Annotated in this window: 19 protein-coding genes and 1 other RNA gene; 9 read left to right on the forward strand and 11 right to left on the reverse strand. The window is 73.1% G+C overall.

Annotated features, from left to right (window positions below; translation table 11 throughout):
- Position 1: 1 nt before the first annotated feature.
- Positions 2–1,498, forward strand: coding sequence for a glycoside hydrolase 100 family protein (locus AB0J00_RS10120; RefSeq protein ID WP_357743665.1), 1,497 nt, complete (start codon positions 2–4; stop codon positions 1,496–1,498).
- A gap of 61 nt (positions 1,499–1,559) precedes the next feature.
- Here the strand turns inward: AB0J00_RS10120 and AB0J00_RS10125 are convergent, their stop codons facing one another.
- Positions 1,560–2,561 (reverse strand): aldo/keto reductase family protein, encoded by a 1,002-nt coding sequence (locus AB0J00_RS10125; protein WP_357743667.1) that lies wholly within the window; start codon positions 2,559–2,561, stop codon positions 1,560–1,562.
- Between the two features lie 198 nt (positions 2,562–2,759).
- On the opposite strand from AB0J00_RS10125, the gene AB0J00_RS10130 reads away from it, so the two are divergent.
- Positions 2,760–4,433, forward strand: coding sequence for an FAD-dependent oxidoreductase (locus AB0J00_RS10130; protein ID WP_357743669.1), 1,674 nt, complete (start codon positions 2,760–2,762; stop codon positions 4,431–4,433).
- Positions 4,434–4,451: 18 nt separating this feature from the next.
- Here the strand turns inward: AB0J00_RS10130 and AB0J00_RS10135 are convergent, their stop codons facing one another.
- Together AB0J00_RS10135 and AB0J00_RS10140 are read right to left on the reverse strand one after the other, a co-directional pair.
- Positions 4,452–4,784 carry a PspC domain-containing protein gene (locus tag AB0J00_RS10135; protein WP_357743671.1) on the reverse strand — a complete coding sequence of 111 codons (333 nt, stop codon included), beginning with the start codon at positions 4,782–4,784 and terminating at the stop codon, positions 4,452–4,454.
- Positions 4,785–4,855: 71 nt separating this feature from the next.
- Entirely contained in the window at positions 4,856–5,287 is a 432-nt protein-coding gene (locus AB0J00_RS10140) for a MarR family transcriptional regulator (protein ID WP_357743673.1), read from the reverse strand.
- Between the two features lie 75 nt (positions 5,288–5,362).
- Here AB0J00_RS10140 and AB0J00_RS10145 point away from each other — a divergent pair, with 75 nt between their 5' ends.
- The gene (locus AB0J00_RS10145) at positions 5,363–5,716 is read left to right on the forward strand and encodes a VOC family protein (protein WP_357743675.1); all 354 of its coding nucleotides are present in this window, start codon (positions 5,363–5,365) and stop codon (positions 5,714–5,716) included.
- A gap of 25 nt (positions 5,717–5,741) precedes the next feature.
- On the opposite strand, the gene AB0J00_RS10150 is transcribed toward AB0J00_RS10145, so the two are convergent.
- The 8 genes from AB0J00_RS10150 to AB0J00_RS10185 form a co-directional block, all read right to left on the reverse strand.
- On the reverse strand, positions 5,742–6,170 hold the full coding sequence (locus tag AB0J00_RS10150) for a hypothetical protein (protein WP_357743677.1): 429 nt from the start codon (positions 6,168–6,170) through the stop codon (positions 5,742–5,744).
- Positions 6,171–6,307: 137 nt separating this feature from the next.
- Positions 6,308–6,684, reverse strand: a transfer-messenger RNA (tmRNA) gene (gene ssrA / locus AB0J00_RS10155).
- Positions 6,685–6,753: 69 nt separating this feature from the next.
- On the reverse strand, positions 6,754–7,893 hold the full coding sequence (locus tag AB0J00_RS10160) for a magnesium and cobalt transport protein CorA (RefSeq protein WP_357743679.1): 1,140 nt from the start codon (positions 7,891–7,893) through the stop codon (positions 6,754–6,756).
- 273 nt (positions 7,894–8,166) lie between these two features.
- Positions 8,167–9,153 carry a GNAT family N-acetyltransferase gene (locus AB0J00_RS10165; protein ID WP_357743681.1) on the reverse strand — a complete coding sequence of 329 codons (987 nt, stop codon included), beginning with the start codon at positions 9,151–9,153 and terminating at the stop codon, positions 8,167–8,169.
- A gap of 43 nt (positions 9,154–9,196) precedes the next feature.
- The gene (locus AB0J00_RS10170) at positions 9,197–9,565 is read right to left on the reverse strand and encodes a VOC family protein (protein WP_357743683.1); all 369 of its coding nucleotides are present in this window, start codon (positions 9,563–9,565) and stop codon (positions 9,197–9,199) included.
- On the reverse strand, positions 9,562–10,452 hold the full coding sequence (locus AB0J00_RS10175; RefSeq protein WP_357743685.1) for an amidohydrolase family protein: 891 nt from the start codon (positions 10,450–10,452) through the stop codon (positions 9,562–9,564). The genes AB0J00_RS10170 and AB0J00_RS10175 overlap by 4 nt, the downstream gene beginning before the upstream one ends.
- 58 nt (positions 10,453–10,510) lie before the next feature.
- Positions 10,511–10,987, reverse strand: coding sequence for a MarR family winged helix-turn-helix transcriptional regulator (locus tag AB0J00_RS10180; protein ID WP_357743687.1), 477 nt, complete (start codon positions 10,985–10,987; stop codon positions 10,511–10,513).
- Between the two features lie 161 nt (positions 10,988–11,148).
- Positions 11,149–12,648, reverse strand: a complete 1,500-nt coding sequence (locus AB0J00_RS10185) for an aldehyde dehydrogenase family protein (protein ID WP_357743689.1) — start codon at positions 12,646–12,648, stop codon at positions 11,149–11,151.
- Positions 12,649–13,031: 383 nt separating this feature from the next.
- Between AB0J00_RS10185 and AB0J00_RS10190 the strand changes: the two genes are divergently transcribed.
- The 6 genes from AB0J00_RS10190 to AB0J00_RS10215 all read left to right on the forward strand — a co-directional run bounded on the left by AB0J00_RS10190 (position 13,032) and on the right by AB0J00_RS10215 (position 19,542).
- Positions 13,032–13,868, forward strand: coding sequence for a transketolase (locus AB0J00_RS10190; protein ID WP_357743691.1), 837 nt, complete (start codon positions 13,032–13,034; stop codon positions 13,866–13,868).
- Complete coding sequence (locus AB0J00_RS10195) at positions 13,868–14,848, forward strand: transketolase C-terminal domain-containing protein (RefSeq protein WP_357743693.1); 981 nt, start codon at positions 13,868–13,870, stop codon at positions 14,846–14,848. Before AB0J00_RS10190 ends, AB0J00_RS10195 begins: the two co-directional genes overlap by 1 nt.
- Before the next feature lie 30 nt (positions 14,849–14,878).
- Positions 14,879–15,967, forward strand: a complete 1,089-nt coding sequence (locus AB0J00_RS10200; protein WP_357743695.1) for a zinc-binding dehydrogenase — start codon at positions 14,879–14,881, stop codon at positions 15,965–15,967.
- Positions 15,964–17,481, forward strand: coding sequence for a sugar ABC transporter ATP-binding protein (locus AB0J00_RS10205; RefSeq protein ID WP_357743697.1), 1,518 nt, complete (start codon positions 15,964–15,966; stop codon positions 17,479–17,481). Before AB0J00_RS10200 ends, AB0J00_RS10205 begins: the two co-directional genes overlap by 4 nt.
- Positions 17,481–18,485, forward strand: coding sequence for an ABC transporter permease (locus AB0J00_RS10210; protein ID WP_357743699.1), 1,005 nt, complete (start codon positions 17,481–17,483; stop codon positions 18,483–18,485). Before AB0J00_RS10205 ends, AB0J00_RS10210 begins: the two co-directional genes overlap by 1 nt.
- A gap of 103 nt (positions 18,486–18,588) precedes the next feature.
- Positions 18,589–19,542, forward strand: coding sequence for a sugar ABC transporter substrate-binding protein (locus AB0J00_RS10215; RefSeq protein WP_357743701.1), 954 nt, complete (start codon positions 18,589–18,591; stop codon positions 19,540–19,542).
- Positions 19,543–19,547: the final 5 nt, after the last annotated feature.

Consider the following 19,547-nt stretch of genomic DNA (forward strand, 5'->3'; position numbering starts at 1 on the left):
GATGTCGGTGTCCCAGCCGAGCGCGGTCGAGATCGGGTTGATGTCCGGGCGGGCGGGCTACGTGCTGCGCGCCAACGACCGCGGCTCGTTCACCGTCGCCTCGCCGACGCTCTACCCGCACATGTGGAGCTGGGACGCCGGGTTCGTGGCGCTGGGCATCGCGACGGTCTCGGTGCCCCGGGCGCTCGCGGAGCTGCGCACGCTGCTGACCGGCCAGTGGGCGACCGGGATGATCCCGCACATCCTGTTCCACGAGCCCAGCGACTACTTCCCCGGCCCCGAGCGGTGGCGCACCCAGGTCGCCGCGGCCCGCCCGGCCGGGGTGCTCACCTCGGGCATCTGCCAGCCGCCGATCCACGTGATCGCGCTGTCCCGGATCCTGCACGACGCGCGCCGCAAGGGCGGTGCGGACCAGGAGCTGGCCGAGCAGTTCGTGGTCGAGACGTTCGACCAGTGGCTGGCCTGGCACCAGTACCTGGCCACCGCCCGCGACCCGTACACCTACGGGCTGGTGGAGATCCACCACGGCTGGGAGTCCGGGATGGACGACTCGCCGCGCTGGGACGAGCCCTACGCGAACGTGCGCCCCCAGCCGGACATGCCGCCGTTCGTGCGCGCCGACCTCGCGCACGTCAGCGACCCCTCGCAGCGGCCCACCGACGAGGAGTACGCCCGCTACCTGTGGCTGCTCGAGCAGAAGGTGCGCGCCCGCTACGACGACGCGGCCTACCGGTCGACCGGCGACTTCGTCGTCGGCGACGTGCTGGTGTCGGCGCTGCTGGCCGCGGCCAGCGACCTGCTCGCCGACATGGGCGAGGAGCTGGGCATCGGCGGCGGCGCGGCGGGCGGGGTGGAGCAGTCGCGGGCGATCGCCCGGCGGTTCCGCACCGGGGTGCTGCGGTCGGTCAACCCGGACACCGGCCTGGCCCGGGACCTCGACCTGCGCACCGGCCGGTGGCTGGACGTCGAGAGCGCCGCCGGGTTCGCCCCGCTGCTCTGCGGCGGCGACGAGCACCTCACCCGCCGGCAGCGCGACCTGCTGCTCGGCCCCCGCTGGTGCGGCCACTCGCGGCTGCGCTGGCCGGTCGTCCCCTCGGTCTCCCCCGCCTCGCCGTCCTTCCGGGAGCGCACCTACTGGCGCGGACCGCAGTGGCCGGTGCTCAACTGGCTGATGGCCTGGGCGCTGAACCGGTCGGGTGAGCAGGAGGCGGCCAACCAGCTGCGGCTGGCCGGGCTGTCCCAGCTCGTCGACTGCGACTTCGCGGAGTACTACCAGCCGGTCACCGGCGAGGTGCTGGGCAGCCGCGACCAGTCGTGGACGGCGGCGATCGCGCTGGACTTCCTGGCCGCGCGGCGCCCGGCGCAGCGGCGTCCGGTGCGCTGGCTGACCAGCGAGCTGCCGCGGATCACGCCGGCCCAGCGACCGGGCGGGCACGCCGCGCACCCCGGCCACCTCGCCGGCCACCGGCACGGCCCCCCGACCCGCCCCCAGGCATAGGAAGCTCTGCACCCGCTTTCCCGGCGGGATGCGGGTGCAGAGCTTCCTGTGCCTCAGCGGGTCAGGGGCGCGGGTTCGGGCTCTGGGTCAGCGCCGGGTCGGTGACGGCGATCGGCGCGAGCACCTCGTCGATGCGCGCCTTCACCCCGCCGTCCAGCTGCACGCCGCTGGCCTTGACGTTGTCGACGACCTGCTCGGGCCGGCTGGCGCCGACGATCGCCGCGGCGACGTTCTCCTCCGACAGCACCCACGCGACGGCCAGCGCGGCCATCGACAGGCCGAGGTCGTCGGCGATCGGCTTGAGCTCCTGCACCCGGGAGAGGACGTCGTCGGTCATCCAGCGGGAGATGAAGCTCGCGCCGCCGCCCTTCTCGTCGGTGGCCCGGGAGCCCTCGGGCGCCGGCTGACCGGGCAGGTACTTGCCGGTGAGGATGCCCTGGGCGATCGGCGAGAAGACGATCTGGCTCAGGCCCAGCTCGCGGGAGGTCGGGATGACCTCGGCCTCGGGCACCCGGTACAGCGCCGAGTACTGCGGCTGGTTGGACACCAGCGGGATCTTCAGCTCGTCGGCCAGCGCCTTGCCCGCCCGGATCTCCTCGGCCCGCCACTCGGAGACGCCGATGTAGAGCGCCTTGCCGCTGCGGACGACGTCGGCGAAGGCGAGCATCGTCTCCTCCAGCGGCGTCTCGTAGTCGTACCGGTGGGCCTGGTAGAGGTCGAGGTAGTCGGTGCCCAGCCGGCGCAGCGAACCCTCGATCGAGTCGCGGATGTGCTTGCGGGACAGCCCGCGCTCGTTGGCGCCCTGCCCGGTCGGCCAGTAGACCTTGCTGAAGATCTCGATGCTGCTGCGCTTCTCGCCGGCCAGCGCCTTGCCCAGCACCTGCTCGGCCCGGCCCTCGGCGTAGCCGTCGGCGGTGTCGAAGCTGGTGATGCCGTTGTCCAGCGCGGCCCGCACGCAGGCGGTCGCGGCGTCGGCCTCGACCTGGCCGCCGTGGGTGATCCAGTTGCCGTAGGTGATCTCGCTGATCTTGAGGCCGCTGCGGCCCAGGTGTCGGAACTCCATGGCGCTGGTCCTACCCGACGTCCCGGCGTCCGCACGCCCCGGGGTGCGGCACCGGCCGCCTCCCCTCGGTGATGCCACGCTGGGGCGCTCGCCCGCGCCCGGCGCACCAGGGTCGGCGGCGAGCGGACCGTGCCACAGTGCGGCGTCGCTCCCCACGGGCACGGACGCCGGGGAGCCGCCGCCACCCCGGGACCCGACATGCCACTGGACCCGCTCCCGCAGCGCCCGGTCGTGCTCGCCGTCGACGAGGACGCCGACCTGCGCGCCCCCGTCGAGCGTGAGCTGCGCACCCGGTACACGACCGACTACGAGGTCTGCCTCCCCACCTCGGCGGACGAGGCCCGGCGCACGCTGGAGAGCCTCGCGGCGGACGGGCGGGAGGTCGCCCTCGTGCTGGCCGCCGAGACGCTGGACGGCGCACCCGGCACCGACCTGCTGGCCGAGGTGCCCGCGCGCTACCCGCACGCCCGGCGGGTGCTGCTGGTCCCGTGGGGGAAGCGCGGTGACGAGGAGACCGCGGAGACCATCCGCGAGGCGATCGGGCAGGGCCGCATCGACCACCACCTGATCCGCCCGGCACGGCCGCCGGACGAGCAGTTCCACCAGGCCGTGGCGAGCTTCCTGCTGACCTGGGCGGAGGCCCGGCACAACGCCCCGCACACCATCGAGGTCGTCGGCGACACCTGGTCGGGGCGCTCCTACGAGCTGCGGGCGACGCTCGAGCGCTGCGCGATGCCGCACCGGTTCCACCTGGCGACGTCGGCGGCGGGCCGGGCCGCGCTGGCCGGCACCGGGGCGGAGCGGTTCCCGGTGATGGTGATGCCGGACGGCGTGGTCTACGAGGACCCCACGGACGTCGACATCGCCCGGGCGGCCGGCACCGCGGTGGCGCCCGACCGCGACCGCTACGACCTGGTCATCGTCGGCTGCGGACCGGCCGGGCTGTCGGCCGGCGTGTACGGGGCGTCGGAGGGGCTGCGCACGCTGGTCGTCGACGAGGGCGCGCTGGGCGGGCAGGCGACCACCAGCTCGTCGATCCGCAACTACCTGGGCTTCCCGCGCGGCATCGGCGGCGCCGACCTGGCCCGCCGGGCCCACGAGCAGGCCTGGCTGTTCGGCGCCCGGTTCGCGTTCATGCAGCGGGTGGCGCACCTGGCCCGCGCGGACGACGGCGTCGTGGTGTCGCTGGAGACCGGCGGCGTGGTGGTCACGCCGGCGGTGCTGCTGGCCACCGGTGCCAGCTACCGCCGGCTCGGGGTGCCGGCGCTGGAGGCGCTGCGCGGGTCCGGGGTCGTCTACGGCGCGGCCGCGTCGGAGGCCCTGCTCGTCGCCGGCCAGGACGTCGTGGTGGTCGGCGGGGCCAACTCGGCCGGGCAGGCCGTCGTCCACCTGGCTCACTACGCCCGGCACGTCACCCTGGTCGTGCGCGGGCCGCTGCTGGAGGCCGGGATGTCGCACTACCTGGTGCGGCAGGTCCGGGCCACGCGCAACGTCGAGGTGCGCACCGGCACCGAGGTGGTCGGCGGCGGGGGCGACGGGCGGCTGGACCACCTGGTGCTCCGCGACCGGGCCAGCGGCGTCGAGGAGACCGTCGAGGCGCAGGCACTGTTCCTCATGATCGGCGCCAGCCCGCACACCGACTGGCTGCCGCCGACCGTGCGGCGCGACGCCGACGGGTTCGTGCTCACCGGCGCGGACCTGGGCGCCGCAGCGGCGGACGAGCTGGGCCGTCCGCCGCTGCACCTGGAGACCAGCCTCCGCGGGGTGCTCGCGGCCGGGGACGTGCGGCACGGGTCGGTCAAGCGGGTCGCCTCCGCGGTCGGCGAGGGGTCGATCGCCGTCCAGCTGGTGCACCGCCTGCTCGCCGCGTGAGCCCGCCCGGCCCGCGGGTCAGGCGGCCGGCGTGCTCCGCTTGCCGGTGAGGGCGCCGCGCAGCCGGTCCATGACGCGCTCGGCCGCGTTGGGCTGCCGGTCGGGGGCGACCGGGCCCTGCGGCATGAGCAGCCACAGCAGCAGGTAGACGAGGACGCCGGGGCCGGCGAGCGCGAACACCAGCGCGCCCACGCGCCAGAGCAGCGCGTCGACGCCGGTGTACTCGGCGAGCCCGCCGCAGACGCCGCCGAGCATCACGTCGGAGCCGCTGCGCTGGAGCGCCGGGCGGCCGGGAGTCGGCTGCTGGCCGGTGGGGGTGCCGTCGAGGGGGGTGGAGGTCGTCGAGGTCATGCACCGAGCCTGCCCCGCGGCAGGGCCCCGGTACATCGGGCAGGACCCGGATCCGACCCTGAACCGCGAGGTCAGGCGCTCGGGGTGAGGGCCTCGGTGAACATCCGGAGGGCATCGGCCACGCGCTGCCGGTCGGCGGCGGGGAGGCCGGCGAGCATCCGCTCCTCGACCGCGTCGACACCGGCGGTGCAGCCGCGCAGCGACCGCTCGCCGTCCGGCGTGAGGTGCGCCTGCAGCACGCGGCCGTGCACGGCGTGCGGACGGCGGGCGACCAGGCCGCGGGTCTCCAGCTCGCGCAGCACCTGGTTCATGGTCTGCGGGGTGACGAACGCCCGGCGTGCCAGGTCGGCGTTGGACAGGCCCGGCTGCTCCAGCAGCGCGGTGAGCACGGCGTACTGCGACAGCGTGAGGCCGTGCTCGGCGAGCGCCTCCCCCATCGCCGCGTTGAGCGCCCCCTGCGCGCGCTTGAGCAGCCAGCCGATCCGGTCGGTCGAGTCCGCCACGGTGGGCCCCCTTGACTGTTATCAGTACACCTGACATGTTGTCAGGCGTACTGATTCTTGCAGAGAGGCTCCGCCATGACCGTCATCGGCCCCGACTTCATCGCCCTCCAGGTGCGGGACCTGGTGTCCTCCGCCGCGTTCTACACCGAGCGGCTGGGCCTGCGGCCGGCGCCGGTCAGCCCGCCGCACGCCGTCGTGTTCGCCACCGAGCCCATCTCGTTCGCGGTCCGGGAGCCGATCGCCGACCTCGACGGCGACCCGCTCGGCGTCGGCATGGTGCTGTGGCTCAAGGCCGAGGACCCGGACGCCGTGCACGCCGACCTGGCCGCGCACGGCGTGCCGATCGTGACCGAGCCGTTCGACGGCCCGTTCGGCCGCACGTTCTCCTTCCGCGACCCCGACGGCTACGTGGTGACCCTGCACGGCTGAGCCCGGCCGCCGGCTCTCCGGCGACTCAGCGGCGGTGGCGGCACAGCGTGCGGCCGTCGGCGCAGAGCGCGTAGTCGACGCCGGGCTCCACCGGCGTCCGCTGGGCGAAGCGGTAGGCGACCTGGCCGGCACCGCGCTCCAGCACGACGATCCAGGGGACGCCGAGGACCCAGCCGCCGTCGTACTGCCCGAAGGCGTCGTTCATCCCGGTGACGTAGCCGGAGGTGAAGGCCTGCTGCACCAGCGCACGGACGTTCGGCGGCAGCTGCGCGCCCTCCTGCTCCGCACGGCCCTCGAGGCGGCCCTGCGCCTGCCCTTCGCGCAGGCCGTCGAGGTAGGACCCCGCGACGGGCGGGTACCCGGCCGGTGCGGTCGCCCGTCCGAGGGTGAAGGCCGCCACCGCGACGAGCATCGCAGCTCCGGCGGCCACCACGATCACCGTCCACCTGCGCATGGCGTCCTCCGGTGGGGTGGCCGCCCGTCGGCGGCGGGTACGGCCAGTCTCCCACCGGCGCCCCGGCCGACGACGCGCCTGCCGGGCCCGGACGTGCGAGAACCCGGCAGGTCGGTGACCTGCCGGGTTCTCGTGTGGGGTGGAGGCGGCGGGAATCGAACCCGCGTCCTGCGACGCGCGACCAGGGCTTCTCCGAGCGCAGTCCGCTCTGTCTCTGCTCGACCCTCCCGATCTCACGAACGAGTCGGGATGACGGGCCCAGTCACTGTTTGGTGTCCCGCACGCATCCGTGACCGGTGCGTGCAGTGAGTCATCTAGCTGATGCCAGGGACCGGGCCGATGACGAACCCGGGCTGACAGACCCGCCTACGCTGCTATCAGGCAGCGAGGGCGAAGTCGCGCTGACTGGAGTCGGCGCTTGTGTTGTTTGCAACGCGTGGTTAACGAGCTCATCGTTGCCTTCCTCGGCTCGCTTCCCCTGGTGACCCGACCGCAGTCGAGACCAATCGCCCCCCTGTGTAGTTGTGCAGTCAGGGTAACGGCAGCGTCCAGCCGGATGTTCCCCGCCACGTCACCGCTCCGGCTAGATCCAGTCGCGGCGCTTGAAGACCAGGTAGAGCACCACGCTGACCATCAGCATCAGGAACAGCGCGAACGGGTAGCCGCCGTGCCAGGCGAGCTCCGGCATGTGCTCGAAGTTCATCCCGTACACCGTCCCGACCAGCGTCGGGGCGAAGAGGATGGCCGCCCAGGCGGAGATCTTCTTGACCTCCTCGCCCTGCGCGATCGAGGTCTCGGTCAGCTCCCGGATCTCCTCGTTCTGCCGCTGCGCCACCAGGGTCGCGTTGACGGTGAGGATGTCGCGCAGCTGCAGCCGGAAGCCGTCGACGCGCTCGGTGATCGACGTGACGTGGTCGGCGACGTCGCGCAGGTAGCTGCGCAGCTCCTCGTCGACGCCGTACTTCTCGAACCCGGCGGTGATCGCGGCGAGGATGCCGCTCAGCGGCTGCGCGGCCCGCTGGAAGTCCACGACCTCCTGGGACAGCTCGTAGATGCGCCGGGAGACCTGCGGGTCACCGCGGAAGACCTCGACCTCGATCTCGTCGATGTCGTTCTCCAGCCCCGCGACCACCGGCGCGTACCCGTCGACGACGGCGTCCAGGATCGCGTAGAGCACCGCCTCGCTCCCCCGCTCCAGCAGCTCCGGCTCGCTCTCCAGCCGGCGCCGCACGCGGGAGAGGTCCGGCGACTCGCTGTGCCGGACGGTGATCACGAAGTCCTTGCCGAGGAACAGGTGCAGCTCGCCGAAGTCGACCTCCTCCGCCGCGTCCAGGTACCGGGCGGCCTTGAGGACGACGAACAGCGTGTCGCCGTAGCGCTCGAACTTCGGCCGCTGGTGCGCCTGGATGGCGTCCTCGACGGCGAGCTCCGGCAGGTCGAACAGCTCGGCCAGCTCACCGAGCTCGGCGGGCTCCGGGCGGTAGAGCCCCAGCCACACCATCCGGTCGTCGAAGCCCTCGGTCAGCCACTCGTGGCTGTCGGCCGCGGTGCCGGGCGTGGCGATCCGCCGGCCGGCGGAGTAGACGGCGTTGTCGACCATCCGCGACTGCAGGGTGACCGGGCCGGGCGACGGCGCAGGGCGCTCGACGCGGGGCACGACGGCCACCGGGCGGGGACGGCGGGTGAGGGTGGAGAGCGCAGCGCGCGGGGCGGTGCGGTGCATGCGGCGACGGTCGGACACGACGACTCCCGGGAGGGACGCTGGGGTGGGACGCCGGTGAGGTCCCCGCGCGCAGCGCCGCCCCGGTCAGCGGGCGACCGGAGCTGTCAGCGGGTGGGGACCTCGGGACTGTGACTGGGGGGCTCGGTGCGCATGTCCCTGCCACCTCCCGGAGTCCCTGGGCCGGCGTGCGTGTCCGCGGGCCGTCGTCCATGGTGACACGCCGTGCCGCGGCTGCCCACCCGGGTGGGGTGAACGCCGCGCGAACGAGGGGGGTCAGCCCACCGGGTCGAGCTCCCGCACCCAGGTGACGTGCGTGCGGCGGGTCCGGAAGCCCAGCCCCTCGTACAGCCGCAGCGCGCCGCTGCTGTTCTCGCTGTCGACGCCGAGCGCCGCTCCGCCGCAGCCGTGCTCGGCCGCGACCTGCAGGGCGGCGGCGATCGAGGCCGTCGCCAGCCCCCGGCCGCGGGCCGCGGGCAGCACGCCGATCTGCCCGAGGTACGTCGTCGCGACGCCGGTGGCCCGGGTGTCGGAGTCGTGGACGTAGGCGAGCACGTAGCCGACGACCGCGCCGTCCTCGACCGCGAGCACCGACAGGTCGGGGCGGAACGCCCGCCGCCCGGTGAACCAGGTGCGCCAGCTGGTCTCGTCGCGCTCGGAGGACCCGTAGTGCTCGGTGAACGAGGCGTTGTGCGCGCGGCGCACCTCGTCGTCCCGGTCCCAGGTGAACGGCACGAGCTGCACGCCGGGCACCTCCCGGCGGGCGGGCAGGTCGCTGAGCGGCCGTTCCATGGCGGAGAACCAGCGCTGCGGTGCCAGCCCGGCCCGGCGGGCCAGCGCCTCGGCCGAGGTCATCGCCGTGCTCAGCGACGTCGACACCCGGGCCGGCATCCCCGAATGCCGCTCGGCGTGCACCTCCGCGGCCCGGGCCAGCTGCCAGCCCAGCAGCGCCCGGCCGATCCCCCGGCCGCGCCGGCCGGGGTGCACCCGGCCGCCGAGCTGCACCCCGAACGCGCCGCGGAAGGTGGGCGGGGCGACCACGTCGCCGTAGGCCACCACCCGGTCGCCGTCGAGCACCACCCGGGTGTCGCGGGCCAGGTCGACGAGGTCGTTGAGCAGCGCCTCGGCCAGGTCGTCGGCGTCCTCGTGCTCGCCGGTGTCGTCGACCTCCTCGGCGGCGGCCAGCAGCGCGGCGACCGCGGGCAGGTCACCGGGCTCCAGCGGTCGGGCGGTCAGGCCGGAGGGCAGGTCGGGGAGCGTCACGGCGCCCGAGGCTAGAGAAGCGCGCCCCGGCGGGCCACCGGGTTCAACGGCTGGTGAACAGGCAGAACGGGTGGCCGGCCGGGTCGGCGAACACGCGCACCACCTCGTCGTCGTCCTCGTAGCCGCCGATCCGCCGCGCCCCCGCCTCCTCGGCCAGCGCGCAGGCGGCGGCCAGGTCGTCGACCTCGAGGTCGAGGTGCTGCTGCATCTGCTGGGTGCCCGGTCCCGGCGGCCACACCGGCGGCAGGTGGTCGCGTTCCAGCTGGAACGACAGCCCGGTGCTCCCGTCGGCGGGCCGCAACGTGGCCCACTCGTCGGTGTCGTCGCGCAGCGGCCAGCCGAGCAGCCGCTGGTAGAAGCGGGCCAGGCCGCGCGGGTCGGGGGTGCCGAGGACGGCGGCGGTCAGCCTCACGCCGCCACCCCGAACAGCCGGGCGCCGTTCTCCCAGAGCACCGCGCGCAGCCACTCCTCCCCCAGCCCCAGCCCGTGCAGCGCCGCCAGCTGGTGGGCGTAGGGGTACGGGATGGTCGGGAAGTCGCTGCCCAGCAGCACCTTGTCGCGCAGCCCGGCCAGCCGAGGCAGCCAGCCGCGGTCGAACGGGGTGCGCCGCTCGATGAAGTCGGTGGCGAACATCGTGGTGTCCAGGTGCACCCGCTCGTAGCGCTCGGCGAGCTCGATGAACGCCGCGTACTCGGGCATGCCGAGGTGGGCGATCACCAGCTGCAGCCGGGGGTGCCGCTCCAGCAGACCGCTCATCGGCGCCGGCCCGGTGTGCTCGCCGGCCAGCGGGCCGGAGCCGCAGTGGATGACGACCGGTGTCCCGGTCTCCTCCAGCCGCGCCCAGACGGCGTCCAGCAGCGGGTCGCGCGGGTCGAAGTCGCCGACCTGCACGTGCACCTTGAACACCCGGGCGCCGGCGGCGAGCGCCTCGGCCACGTGGACCGGCGCCTCCGGCTCCGGGTAGAAGGTCGCCGAGTGCAGCACCTGCGGGTGCTCGCGGGCGAAGGCGGCGGCCTGGTCGTTGAGCCAGGCGGCCATCCCCGCCTTGTGCGGGTAGGGCAGCGTCGGGAACGCCCGGACGCCGAGCCGCTCGAGGACGGCGAGCCGCTCGGGGACGGGCAGCGGGTACTGCACCGGCCAGGCCACCCCGTAGTGCGTCTCGGCGTCGGCGAAGTACTGCCACACCTTGCGCTGCACCGAGTCGGGCAGGAAGTGCACGTGCACGTCGACCAGCCCGGGCAGGCCGAGCGCCCGCCAGAACCGGGGGACGTCGGCGTCGTCGGCCGGGGCGGGGACCACGGCTGCGACCCTAGGGCCGGCCCGCGGTCGGCGCACCGGCGGCGGCCGCGTCACCGCCTCAGCCCCGCCCGGCCTCCAGCTCCTCGAGGACGTCCTCCGCCTGCAGCTCGCGCACCCGCGACACGAGCCGGCGCAGCAGCTGGTTGAGCCGGTCGACGTCCTCGGGCGGGAGGTCGGCCAGGATGATGTCCTGCCCGCGCATCGAGATCGGCAGCATCGCGTCGTGCATGTCCGCGCCGGCCTGGGTGAGGAACAGCTGCCGGGCCCGCCCGACGTCCTCGGCCTGCACGATGAGCCGGCGGTCGGTCAGGATCCCGACGCTCTTGGACACGATCGCCTTGTTCACGGCGATGAACTCGGAGATCTCGGACGCCGTGGTGCCCGGGCGCATGCCGATGGCGGAGATGACCCGCCAGTCGTTGGTGCCCAGCCCGAAGCGGGCGCGCAGCGCCCGCGACTCACGCCACACCAGGCTGTTCGACAGCAGGGCCAGCAGCCGGGGGGTGAAGTTGTCGCTGTCGATGACGGTCGGCATGGGCGTGCGGATGGCATCCGGCGGTGGTTCGATGGTCGACTCCTCAACCGGGGTGGCACGACGGGCGCCCCCGCGCTGCGGGTTCACCAGCGGCAACTCTACGTGACGACACGGGCAGCCCGGCCGGATCGGGACACCCGTCCCGATCCGGCCGGTGCGGATCAGCCGGCCGCGCCGGCCTGCGCGGTCTCGTCCGCGGCGTGCGCGATCGAGCGGGTGTCCTGGAACGCCCGGACCCCCTCGATGCCCTGCTCGCGGCCCATGCCCGACTGCTTCATGCCACCGAACGGCGCGCGCAGGTCCAGCCGCGCGGCCCCGTGGTCGTTGACCCAGACGTAGCCGCACTCCAGCTGCCCGCCGAGCCGGTCGGCGGCCGCGTCGTCGGCGGTCCACACCGAGGCGCACAGGCCGCCCCAGGTGTCGTTGGCCATCCGCACGGCCTCGGCGTCGTCGTCGTAGGCGATCACCGGCACCACCGGGCCGAACTGCTCCTGGGTGACCACCCGCAGCGACGGGTCGGGGTCGACGACGAGCGCGGGGCGCAGGAAGTTGCCGCCGGCCAGCTCGCCGTCGGGGAGCTCGCCGAACTCCAGCACGGTCGCGCCGGCGTCCTTCGCCTCCTCGATCAGCTCGGCCACGAACGCCTTCTGCGCGGGCTGGTGCAGCGGGCCCATCGTGGTGCCCTCGGCCAGGCCGTGGCCCAGCACGACCTTCTCCAGCCGCGCGGAGAGCCCCGACACCAGCTCGTCCTTGCGGGAGCGGTGCACGTAGAGCCGCTTGGCGTTCATGCAGATCTGGCCGGTGCTGTCGTAGATCGCGCCGAACAGCCGGTCCAGGTGGTCGTCGTCCAGGACGGCGTCCTCCCGGATGATCGCCGGGTCGTTGCCACCCAGCTCCAGGGTGACCCGGGTGAGGCTGCGGGCGGCCATCTCCATGATCCGCTTGCCGCCGTTGACGCTGCCGGTGAAGCAGACCTTCGCGACGTCGGGGTTGTCGATCAGGCCGGCCATGTCGGCGTCCCGGCCGGTGACGACGTTGAGCACGCCCGGCGGCAGCTTCTCGGCGACCCGCTGCACCAGCCGGGCGGTCGCCAGCGGCGCCGAGGGCGGGGGCTTCACGATCGCGGTGTTGCCGGCCAGCAGCGCGTGCGGCAGCGCGGCGGCCAGGATGGCCAGCGGCCAGTTGAACGGGACGATGACGGTCACGACGCCGAGCGACTGGTGGGCGATCGTGGTCTGCACCGGGATGCCCGGCGCCGGCGGCAGGACCTTGGTCTGCTCCACCTCGTCGGCGAGCGACAGCGCCAGCTGCCAGCGGATCTCGAAGACGAGGGCGTCGACCCGGGCCTCCATCCGGACCTTGCCGTTCTCCAGCGACAGGACGCGGGCGTCCTCGTCGCGGTCGTCGGCGATGCCCTCGATGGCGGCGGCCATGCGGGCGGCGCGCTCGGTCGCCGGCAGCGCCGACCACGCCGGGTGGGCGGCCTTGGCCGCGGCCACGGCGTCGGCCACGTCGTCCTTGGTCGCGGCGGCCGCGTGGCCGACGACGACGCCGGGCAGCGCCGGGTCGACGACCTCCAGGGTGTCCGCCGTCGAGCGCTCCTGCCCGCCGATGTAGAGCCCGGTCGTCACCGGGGTGGTCCTGTCCATCGTCTCGGTCATGCCGATCGCCACCTCTCTGTGTGTTGGCCTGACGTGCGGTGCACCGACCTCACCGCGCCGGACGGGAACGGCCCGTGTCCCGGTGCGGCATCGGCTCGCTGACCTGCGCTCCCGCGCTCCGGCCAGGGCCGGCGACGGCCCCGTTCCGCCGTCGGTCGAAGGCGAGTATGGCCAGGTCGGTGTTCACCTGTAAACAGCTGATCCCAGGGTGTTTACAAGTAAAGACACCCTCGATACTGTGACCGCCACCACTGGCCCACCCGGCGCTCGCGACGCCCGGGCCGAGGGAAGGGGGGCCCGGTCCAGGCCGGGCTCCCACCGCCATCAACGAGGAGGCCCCAGTGCGCGACCCTGCCGTCTGGCTCACGGACGACGACCCATCCGTGGCCGAGCTCGAGGACCGGGCGTACGAGCTCCGGTCCAAGCTCCTCCACCTCTGCGGCACCTACGAGGGAGCCGTCCACATCGGCGGGGACCTGTCGGCGGCGGACATCTTCACCGCCCTGTTCCACCACGGTCTGAACGTCGACCCGCACGACATCAGCAACCCGCGGCGCGACCGGTTCGTCCTGAGCAAGGGCCACGCCGCGGTCTGCATGTACATCGCGATGTCGATGCGCGGCTTCTTCTCCTACGACGGGATCGTCGACACCTACGGCCAGCTCGACAGCGCCTACGGCATGCACCCGTGCAAGGTGCAGCTGCCCGGCGTCGAGGCCTCCACCGGCTCGCTCGGCCACGGCCTGCCGCTGGCCGTGGGCATGGCGCTGAGCGCCCGGCACCGCGGTGAGCAGCACCGGGTGGTCTGCCTGCTCGGCGACGGCGAGACCGGCGAGGGCTCGGTCTGGGAGGCGGCGATGGCCGCCCGCAGCAACGAGCTGGGCAACCTGGTCGCCTTCGTCGACCGCAACCGGCAGCTGATGACCAGCTTCGCCGAGGAGCGCGTGGTCTTCGAGCCCTACCCCGACAAGTGGCGCGCGTTCGGCTGGGACGTCGTCCAGGTCGACGGCCACGACATGGGCCAGCTCGTCGGCGCCATCGACGCCCTGCCGGCCACCGACAGCGACCGCCCGACCGTCGTCATCTGCGAGACGGTCAAGGGCAAGGGCGTCGACTTCATGGAGCACAACCTCGCCTGGCACGCCGGCTCCCTGGGCGCCGCCGACCTCGAGCGGGCGATGGCCGCCCTCGCGGCCTCCCGGAAGAAGGAGACGGTCTGATGCCGGTCACGTTCACGTTCGGCGAGATGCTCTCGGCGCGGTCGGTCATCGGCACCACGCTGGCCGAGCTCGGCGAGACGCACGACAACCTGTGGGTGCTCACCCCCGACATCGGCGCCACCCTGGTCGAGTTCCGGGACAAGTACCCCGACCGGTTCCTCGACGTCGGCCTGGCCGAGCAGGCCTGCGTCGGCATCGCCGCCGGCCTGGCCTACGACGGCAACATCCCCGTCGTCTCCGGCATGCTGCCGTTCCTCAGCATGCGGGCGCTGGAGCAGATCCGCAGCGACGTCTGCTACCCCAACCTGCCGGTCAAGATCATCGGTACGCACGGCGGCCTGGTGGGCAACGGCGGCTCGACGCACTACGCCGTCGAGGACCTGGCGCTGATGTGCGCGCTGACCAACATGACCGTCACCTCGGTCGGTGACCCGGCCATGGTCGGCGAGGTCATCCGGCAGTCGATGACCATGGCCGGGCCGCTGTACATCCGGCTCGCGGTCGGCAAGAAGGACAAGGTGCTCTACGCCGAGGGCGAGCACGACATCCGCATCGGCAAGGGCATCGTCGCCCGGCAGGGCACCGACGCCACGATCTTCACCCACGGCACCACCGTGGCCCAGGCGCTCGACGCGGCCGACGAGCTGGCCAAGGACGGCCGGTCGGTGCGGGTGGTCGACATGTTCACCCTCAAGCCGATCGACGCCGAGCTCATCGCGCAGTGCGCCGAGGAGACCCACGGCCGGTTCGTCGTCCTCGAGGACCACCTCGCCTACGGCGGTCTGGCCAGCCGGATCGCCGACGTCGTCGCCGACCGGGGCATCCACCTCAGCGCCTTCGAGCGGCTCGGCATCCCGCAGGTCTACGCCGGCTTCGGCGAGGACGAGCAGCTGCGCGACAAGCACGGCTACGGCCTCGCCGCCACGGTGGCCGCCACCCGCCGGGCCATCGCCCAGCCGGCCTGGCCCACCTCCCACTGAGACACCCGTGAGCGCTCAACGGAGAGACGCATGAGAACAGTCGCCGTCACCAAGATCGGCAGCCTGCGGGACGCCGACGAGTCCGCCCGCGGGCGGATCGGCATCGTCGACCTGCCCGACCAGCCGCTGGGCCCCGAGGACGTGCGGATCCGGGTCGCCTACTCGGCGATCTGCGGTTCGGACCCGCACCTGGCCGAGGGGTTCTTCGGCACCGACGTCCCCATCGGCCTCGGCCACGAGCTCTCCGGCGTGGTCGAGGCGGTGGGCGACGGCGTCCGCACCGGCATCCGCGTCGGCGACCGGGTCGCCGGCAACTTCCTGCGGTTCTGCGGCAGCTGCGGCCCCTGCCGGGACGGCCGCCAGCAGTTCTGCGAGAACATCCAGGACTACAACCGGCCGGGCATGGCCGAGACGGTCACCTGGCACGAGTCGCAGGCGTACCGGCTGCCGGAGTCGGTCAGCCTGCGCGAGGGCTGCCTGCTCGAGCCCACGTCGGTCGCCGTCCGGATCGCGGACAAGACCCGGGTGCGGGTCGGTGACCGGGTGGCGATCTGCGGCGGCGGCCCGATCGGGCAGCTCGCGCTGCAGGTCATGAAGCTGTACGGCGCCACCTCGCTCACCCTCATCGAGCCGATCGCCGACCGCCGGGACATGGCGCTGGCCGCCGGCGCCGACCACGTGATCGACCCGACGGCCGAGGACCAGGTCGCCCGCACGGCGGAGATCACCGAGGGCCGCGGCTTCGACGTGGTGATCGACGCGTCGGGCTCACCGCGGGCGGTGCGCGGCCTGCTCGACCTGGCCGCGAAGGGCGGCACGGTCGTCTACGGGGCGATGTACCCGCACGACTTCGAGATGCCGCTGAACCTGTCGGACTTCCTGTACCTCAAGGAGCTGACGCTCACCGGGGTCTTCGTCTCGCCGTACGCGTTCCCCCGCGCCCTGCAGCTGCTCCCCCGGCTGGACCTGGCCGCGCTCACCGGCACCGTCTTCCCGTTCGACCAGGCCGTGGAGGCGTTCGCCGAGCACATGTCCGGCCGGCACCCCAAGGTGCTCATCCGCTGCAACGACATCGACGGGGACATCGACGGGGACCTCGACGAGGGGGCCGGCGCGTGAGCACCGCGGTGCACGCCCCGGCGCAGGCCCCCGCGCTGGAGGCCGTGGGCGTCTCCAAGCACTTCGACGGGGTGTTCGCGCTCAACGGGGCCCGGCTGTCGGTGCAACCGGGTGAGATCCACGCGCTGCTCGGCGAGAACGGCGCCGGCAAGTCGACGCTGGTCAAGGTGCTCACCGGGGTGTACGCCCCGGACGACGGGACGATCCGCCGCGACGGCGAGGAGGTGGAGTTCGCCAACGTCCGGGTCGCCAACCGGGCCGGCGTCGTCGCGCTCTACCAGGAGCTGTCGATCATCCCGACGATCAGCGTGGCCGAGAACATCCTGCTCGGCGAGCGCACGCCCAGCCGCCGCGGGATCGTGCAGTGGTCGACGCTGCGCCGCCGCGCGAAGGAGCAGCTGGACCGGCTGCACCAGAGGATCCCGCTGCGGCAGCTGGCCGGCGAGCTGTCGCCGGTCCAGCAGACGATGGTCTCGTTCGCCCGGGCGCTGGCCAACGACGCCCGGATCCTCATCCTCGACGAGCCGACCGCGTCGCTGACCGACACCGAGATCCAGGAGCTGTTCGCCGTCCTGCGCTCGCTGCGCGCCGACGGCGTGGCGATCGTCTACGTCTCGCACCGGCTCGAGGAGGTCTTCGAGCTCTGCGACCGGATCACGATCATGCGCAACGGGCAGACCGTGCTCACCAAGGACGTCGCCGACTCCACCATCGACGAGGTCATCTCCACGATGGTCGGCCGCTCGCCGGGCGACCTGTTCCCCGACCGCGGCACCGCCACGAGCGACGTGGCGCTCACCGTCGAGGGGCTCACCGGCCGCCGGGTCACCGACGTCTCGTTCACCGCGCACCGCGGTGAGGTGCTGGGCATCGGCGGTCTCGCCGGGTCCGGCCGCAGCGAGCTGCTGCGCATCCTGGCCGGCGCGCAGAAGCACAAGGAGGGCACGGTCACCGTCAACGGGGTGACCCTGCCGCACTCCCCCGGCGTCGCGAAGGCGCTGGACGCCGGCATCGCGCTGGTGCCCGAGGAGCGCCGCAGCCAGGGCGTGATCCTCAGCGCCTCGATCCAGGACAACGTCGCGCTGGCCAACATCGCCACGGTCAGCTCGCTGGGCATGGTCTCCGGCGGGCGGATCGCCGACATCACCAAGCGCGGGATGGGTGACCTGCAGATCAAGGCGCGCAGCCCGCGGCAGCCGGTCGGCGAGCTCTCCGGCGGCAACCAGCAGAAGGTCGTGCTCGCCAAGATGCTGGCCCGCAACCCGGCGGTGCTGCTGATGGACGAGCCGACCCGCGGCATCGACGTCGGCACCAAGGCCGAGATCTACCGGCTCATCCGGATGCTCGCCGCCCAGGGCACGACCGTCATCGCGGTCAGCTCCGAGCTGCCGGAGCTCATCGGGATGACCGACCGGGTGCTGATCATGCACGAGGGCCGCATCTCCGGAGAGGCCCGCTCCGAGGAAGCCGACGAGGAGCTCCTCCTCGCCTACTGCTACGGGAAGACGATCTGATGTCGACGACGATCAAGGCGCCCACGCCTGCACCGGACGAGACCGTCGGCCGGCGCCGGCCGACCCGCGGGTCCATCGGGAAGTTCCTGGTCCAGGGCGGGACGACGATCGCCCTCATCGCGCTGATCGTCTTCTTCTTCGCGATGCGCCCGGACGTGTTCCTGACGTTCACCAACGTCCGGAACATCCTCTTCCAGATCTCGATCCTGGCGATCATCTCCGGGGCGCAGACGCTGGTCATGGTGGTCGGCGACTTCGACCTCTCGCTCGCCGCGACCGCCGCCCTGGCCGGCTCGGTCGCCGCCTCGCTGATGCTCAAGGGCACCCCGACCTGGCTGGCGATCGTCATCGCGCTGGCCGTGGGCCTGGCCATCGGCCTGGCCAACGGGTTGCTCGTCGCCTACGTCGGGCTGACCGCGTTCGTCGCGACGCTGGCCACGATGACGTCGGTGACCGGCACGGCCTACCTGGTCACCTCGGGGACGACGCTGTTCGACCTGCCCTCGGGCTTCAACTCCCTCGGCCAGGGCCGGCTGCTCAACATCCCCGGCCCGGTGTACGTGGCGATCGTGCTGGGCGTGCTGCTCTGGGCGCTGCTCCGGTTCACCACCACCGGCCGCAAGTGGTACGCGATCGGCGGCAACGTCGAGGTGTCCCGCCTGTCCGGCGTGAACGTCTCCCGCGGCCGGCTGCTGGCGTTCACCGCGGCCGGGCTGATCGCGGCGATCGCCGGCACGCTGCTGGCCGCCCGGCTGGGCAGCGCGAGCGCCGTCCAGGGCAGCGACAACCTGCTGTTCTCGGTGGCCGCGGTGTTCCTCGGCATGACCGTCGTCCGGTCCGGTCAGGCGAACCTCGTCGGCACGATGGTCGGCGTCGGGATCATCGGCGTGATGAGCAACGGGCTCAACATCCTGGGCGTCAACTCGTACGTCCAGCAGGTGGTCACCGGCCTGATCATCATCGCCGCCGTGACGCTCTCGTCCGTCCGGATGCGCGCGCGCTGACCGCGCCCCTCCCCTTTTCCCACCCCGCACGGCACCCCCTACAAAGGAGTAGAAGATGCACAGAAGGAGAGGGCCCGCCGCGGTCCTTGCGACCCTGGCGGCCGTGACCCTGACCCTCGCGGGCTGCGGGTCCGACAGCGGCGGCGGCAGCGGGGGTGGCGGCGGCAAGGGGGACGACTTCAAGGTCGTCGCCTTCACCTCCGGCAACCAGACCCCGATCGGCGCCTGGTGGGTCAAGGCCGTGACGGCCAAGGCCAAGGAGAACGGCTGGGACCTGAAGATGATCCAGGGGGACTTCGACTTCCAGAAGATGAACCCCCAGGTCGAGAGCGCGATCGGCCAGGGCGCCGACGTGATCCTGGACGGCTACACCGACGTCGCCTCGATCGGGTCGATCGTCACCGCCGCCAAGGACGCCGACATCCCGATCTTCGCGATGGACAGCGCCACCAAGGCCAGCGACGCGTTCGCGCTGAACATCACCACCGACCAGCAGGGCATCGTCGACGGCACCCTCAAGGTGCTCGGCGACTCCATCGGCGGGCTGCAGGGCAAGAACGTCATGGTCATCGGCCACGACCCGCACCCCGGCATCCGGCTGCGCGCCGACCTGGCGCTCAAGGACCTCAAGGCCGCGGGCGCCACGATCGCCGGCGGCGACGTGCAGAAGGTGAAGTCCCCGGCCACCGGCCGCACCGAGGCGCTGGCCCTGGTCTCGGACTACCTCACCGCGCACCCCGACGGCCTCGACGCCGTGTGGGTCGGCTGGGACGACGCGGCGCTCGGCGCCTCGCAGGCGATCACCGAGGCCGGTGCCAAGGCCAAGGTGACCGGCTCGGACGCCACCAGCGAGGCCGTCGCCCAGATCCAGGCCGGCGGCGCCTTCGTGGCCACCGCCAACCAGCCGTGGCCCGAGGTCCTCGACTCGGTGATCGACGCCGTGAAGAAGTTCCAGGACAACGGCGACCTCCCGAAGAAGAACTACGAGGCGGTCGACACCACGATCGTCGACGCCAAGAACGCGTCGACCATCACGCCGTCCGACAAGTTGCAGTAGCCCGC

The sequence above is a fragment of the Modestobacter sp. NPDC049651 genome (genome assembly GCF_040659695.1).
Classification (GTDB): domain Bacteria; phylum Actinomycetota; class Actinomycetes; order Mycobacteriales; family Geodermatophilaceae; genus Modestobacter.

Bases quoted from the DNA above. Each gene is read 5' to 3' on its own strand.
- AB0J00_RS10125 (WP_357743667.1), bottom strand. From the start codon at position 2,561: ATGGAGTTCCGACACCTGGGCCGCAGCGGCCTCAAGATCAGCGAGATC.
- AB0J00_RS10210 (WP_357743699.1), top strand. From the start codon at position 17,481: ATGTCGACGACGATCAAGGCGCCCACGCCTGCACCGGACGAGACCGTC.
- AB0J00_RS10200 (WP_357743695.1), top strand. From the start codon at position 14,879: ATGAGAACAGTCGCCGTCACCAAGATCGGCAGCCTGCGGGACGCCGAC.
- AB0J00_RS10180 (WP_357743687.1), bottom strand. From the start codon at position 10,987: ATGCCGACCGTCATCGACAGCGACAACTTCACCCCCCGGCTGCTGGCC.
- AB0J00_RS10135 (WP_357743671.1), bottom strand. From the start codon at position 4,784: ATGACCTCGACGACCTCCACCCCCCTCGACGGCACCCCCACCGGCCAG.
- AB0J00_RS10120 (WP_357743665.1), top strand. From the start codon at position 2: ATGTCGGTGTCCCAGCCGAGCGCGGTCGAGATCGGGTTGATGTCCGGG.
- AB0J00_RS10160 (WP_357743679.1), bottom strand. From the start codon at position 7,893: ATGCACCGCACCGCCCCGCGCGCTGCGCTCTCCACCCTCACCCGCCGT.
- AB0J00_RS10145 (WP_357743675.1), top strand. From the start codon at position 5,363: ATGACCGTCATCGGCCCCGACTTCATCGCCCTCCAGGTGCGGGACCTG.
- AB0J00_RS10195 (WP_357743693.1), top strand. From the start codon at position 13,868: ATGCCGGTCACGTTCACGTTCGGCGAGATGCTCTCGGCGCGGTCGGTC.
- AB0J00_RS10130 (WP_357743669.1), top strand. From the start codon at position 2,760: ATGCCACTGGACCCGCTCCCGCAGCGCCCGGTCGTGCTCGCCGTCGAC.
- AB0J00_RS10185 (WP_357743689.1), bottom strand. From the start codon at position 12,648: ATGACCGAGACGATGGACAGGACCACCCCGGTGACGACCGGGCTCTAC.
- AB0J00_RS10150 (WP_357743677.1), bottom strand. From the start codon at position 6,170: ATGCGCAGGTGGACGGTGATCGTGGTGGCCGCCGGAGCTGCGATGCTC.